At 34.6% G+C, this 3,085-nt stretch carries 3 protein-coding genes; 2 read left to right on the plus strand and 1 reads right to left on the minus strand.

What is annotated here, in order from left to right; all coding sequences use genetic code 11:
- The first annotated feature begins 77 nt into the window (after nucleotides 1-77).
- Together L1D51_RS21010 and L1D51_RS21015 are read left to right on the plus strand one after the other, a co-directional pair.
- Nucleotides 78-980, plus strand: coding sequence for a hypothetical protein (locus L1D51_RS21010; RefSeq protein ID WP_239964772.1), 903 nt, complete (start codon nucleotides 78-80; stop codon nucleotides 978-980).
- A gap of 12 nt (nucleotides 981-992) precedes the next feature.
- Nucleotides 993-2,111: a ComEC/Rec2 family competence protein gene (locus tag L1D51_RS21015; RefSeq protein WP_239964773.1), complete on the plus strand. Its 1,119-nt coding sequence runs from the start codon at nucleotides 993-995 to the stop codon at nucleotides 2,109-2,111.
- Between the two features lie 72 nt (nucleotides 2,112-2,183).
- Here the strand turns inward: L1D51_RS21015 and L1D51_RS21020 are convergent.
- The coding region (locus L1D51_RS21020; protein ID WP_239964774.1) for a tyrosine-type recombinase/integrase at nucleotides 2,184-3,085 on the minus strand (902 nt) is incomplete at its 5' end.

The raw sequence follows: 3,085 nt of genomic DNA on the forward strand, positions 1-3,085 counted from the left end.
TCATTACTTAAATAAAATTTCAAATCTAGTTTAATTAGTGGGTCTATTTGTAATCAAAATCTAAAAAGGAGAAACATATGAATCAATGGGGACCTGAATTAGGACATATCAGTGAATTGTTAATATATGCTTCGGAAAACGGAATTAAGGTAGACAGAGATGATTTAGAGGTTCTCTATAACGCTTTGGAAGTTAGCAATGAACTCAATGAGTCAAGTAAAGAGCAAAAAGACAGTGTAAACAATGCTAATTCAAATGATGATTTATCTATAATTTCAACATCATCACATCCCATGTTGAGTAATGTTGATGTACACAAAGCCTATGAGCGCCTTTGTAAAAGCACCTCTCCAGTGAATGGTCGAACAATATCAGATTCTAAATCAACAAAACCAGCAATAAGACCTATTACAATCTGCGCATATATGTTTTTTTTATTAGCAATTATTACAGAGATATTAGGATTGTTCTTTGGAGATATTCCAACAGTAGAGTCTGGTTATTTATTTTATTTAGAATGGATTAACACATATGTATTACAAGTCCTCACACCTGTTTTTTGGGGGGGGCTCGGTAGCTGTATATTTTTACTAAAACGTTTTTCGGATTATTCCAATGCTTTGAGGTTTGATCATCAAAAAATGAAAGGTTGGGGACCTAGGATAGTTCTTGGTTCTTTGCTTGCTGGAGTGATTCAATATATTTACGATCCAGGGTTCATCACCACCTCTGGCATAGATGATAATGCTATTGCTTTTTTGGTTGGTCTCTCAGTTAAGCTTGTATATGGCGTACTTGAAAAAACAGTTGATACGTTAGCTGATAAGTTAAATTTAAGCTCAATCCAAAGAAAGAGAGGGGTATCTTCTGATAAAGATGACTTGAAGGTTTTACTTACTAAGTTTGCCGCAGAAGATGGATTAAGTGACCAAGAACGCGAGAAAATTTTTGAAATAATTCGTTTAGAAAAACTAAATTAGAGAGCATTAATAATGGGCAAAAGTTTTTTTCTTTTGAACTTATTCTTACTATCTACATTTACATTTAGTAATGATAAAGAGTTGCTACCGCTGGAAATTCATTATATCAATGTTGGGCAGGGAGGAAGCACTTTAATTGTTGGGCCTAATGGGACTAAAATTTTATACGATTTTGGAAATAAAAATGGCCGAGACTCTTTAGTCCCTTATCTTGACTCTTTGGGGTGGGGTAGTAAGAAACTTCATTACAGTATATTAAGCCATAAGGATCAAGACCACTTCAATGGCTATAAGGGCTTAATTGATGGTGGATATGACTTTAAAATTAAGAATTATGTTTCAGGATCTAGCAATAAAAAAGGAATGAAGTTAAATAATAATTGGTTCTTAGTTACAAAGTTAACTACTGCAGGAGAGGCTACGCAGTTAATACCTGGGATTGATATCTCTTTAGGAGGTGGAGCCAGTGCCTTTGTCGCTTATGCCTCTGGCCGCTTTTTTGATGGTACTGAAGTTAAAGTTAGTAATGAAAATGATTTTTCTGCTGTGTTATTAATAACCTATAAGAATTTTCAATTCATATTGGATGGAGATTTAGGTAGTGGTTCAGAAAAATGCAGTAATCACAACACAAAGCAATCTCAAATACAAAAACGTGTTGCAGACTTACTAATTAAAAATAGAAAGTTAACAGCTGAACATGGAGTAGATGTTATGCATATTGCTCATCATGGTAGCCAAAGTAGTACTTCTGCTGGATATGTGAATCAAATTAAGCCTGAGATTGGAATTGTAAGTGTTGGTCAAAACTGTACTTACCGACATCCAGATAAAGTAGTGATGGATATGTTACTCAAACCGTTCTCAACTCTTTCCACAGGGGCTTGTGTTGATTTGACAGCACTTAAAGAGGTCTATCAGACTGATAAAGGAAGCACAAACTGTTCTAATAATAGAGCTGATGCTTCAAACACAGGGTTTATAGGCGGAGACATTGTTATCAAAACCGATGGTATCGCTTCTTACTCAGTTAATACCTCGGGAGCTTTGTGGATTGCAGATAAAAAGGTGTTTGAAGATAAGCCAACTTCAACTATGTATCAGTTAGACGAAATATCAATTAATTATTGATATTTCGATGGTTCACAAATTAAATGGAGGTGAGTTTGTAGAAAGAATTCAGTAAGTATTTAAATGCCGAAGTTATTCGACATTTAAATTTAACGCCTTTGCCTTAGGTATTTTTTCATATGCATCAATATAATTACCATAATGCGTATAAAGCATATTAGGGGAAGTATGGCCCATTAATTTTGCTATTTTCCATAGATTCATACCTTCTGAAATAAGGCGAGTTGCGAAAGTATGTCTTGTTTGGTATGGATAACGATATTTTACACCTGCAGTTGATAATAGCTTTTTCCATATATGCTTTCTGAAAGAGTCTTGATTCCATACATTTCCTTGTGAGTTTAAGAAAACATATTCAGAGCCGGTTTTAGCCATTTCTCTCTTAAGAAGCTCACAAACCTCTTGTGAAATCGGTATTCTTCTTCTACCAGATTTGGTTTTTGTTGCCTTTGTTTTACCTTCCACGATAGCTTCAAATATCGATATTGTTTTAGAAACTAAGCATACATCAACCTTCTTAAGGGCAACCCATTCACTAGAACGTATTCCTGTATCAAAGAGAAGAGCAACAATTGCTTTAACTGTATCCTCAGCTGCTCTTATTAGCTGCCTTGTCTCTGCTGGTGTGAAAGGTATTACATCTTCATGTATATTTCGAGCGTTGATTTTACTTTTATTTGTTAAATATTCTTGGATCCGAATACCTGAAGCAGGGTTTACTTTTATCATCTTATCTACAATTGCTCTATTCAGTGAGGAGCTTAATAGAGATAGTCGATTAGATAAGGTTTTCCTAGAGAGTGTAGAGTTTTCTATTAAGTTTACGATGTTTAAGGTCTCTAGTTCGGGGACTGGAATCTTCCATAAGTCCCTTAGTCCATTTTTAGCTTTTTCATAACCAGTGATTGTTGAGTTAGCAAGGCCTCTCTCTATCGCTTTATCAATATATAAATTTAAATAATCTTCTACAGTTG

It is taken from the genome of Pseudoalteromonas shioyasakiensis (genome assembly GCF_022398475.1).
Classification (GTDB): domain Bacteria; phylum Pseudomonadota; class Gammaproteobacteria; order Enterobacterales; family Alteromonadaceae; genus Pseudoalteromonas.

Bases quoted from the DNA above. Each gene is read 5' to 3' on its own strand.
- L1D51_RS21010 (WP_239964772.1), top strand. From the start codon at position 78: ATGAATCAATGGGGACCTGAATTAGGACATATCAGTGAATTGTTAATA.
- L1D51_RS21015 (WP_239964773.1), top strand. From the start codon at position 993: ATGGGCAAAAGTTTTTTTCTTTTGAACTTATTCTTACTATCTACATTT.